At 73.0% G+C, this 300-nt stretch carries 1 protein-coding gene; it reads left to right on the top strand.

Going from position 1 to position 300, the window contains the following annotated elements; all coding sequences use genetic code 11:
- Nucleotides 1-300, top strand: a 300-nt coding sequence (locus J0695_RS42540; RefSeq protein ID WP_206970126.1) for an FtsX-like permease family protein, incomplete at both ends; no start/stop codon positions are given.

Below are 300 nucleotides of genomic sequence, written 5' to 3'. Positions count from 1 at the left end.
CGGCAAGAGCGATCTGGTCTCGCTGTCCGCCGTCTTCGGCGGCATGGCGGTCATGGTCGCCCTCTTCGTCACCGCGTCGACCATGTCGCTCTCCGCCGCCCAGCGGCAGCGCGAGACCGCCCTGATGCGGGCCGTCGGGGCCACCCCGCGCCAGCTGCGGCGCATGCTGCTCATCGAGACGCTGATCGTCGCCGTCGGTGCCGCGCTGCTCGCCTGGCTGCCGGGGCAGTGGCTCGGGGGCGCGCTCTTCGAGCGGCTCGCGGACGCCGGGATCCACCCCGAGCTGAACTGCACGTACTG

It is taken from the genome of Streptomyces beijiangensis (assembly GCF_017315755.1).
Classification (GTDB): domain Bacteria; phylum Actinomycetota; class Actinomycetes; order Streptomycetales; family Streptomycetaceae; genus Streptomyces; species Streptomyces beijiangensis.
The sequence above is the reverse complement of the archived record's forward strand: the minus strand, read 5'-3'. Positions and strand labels throughout refer to the sequence as shown.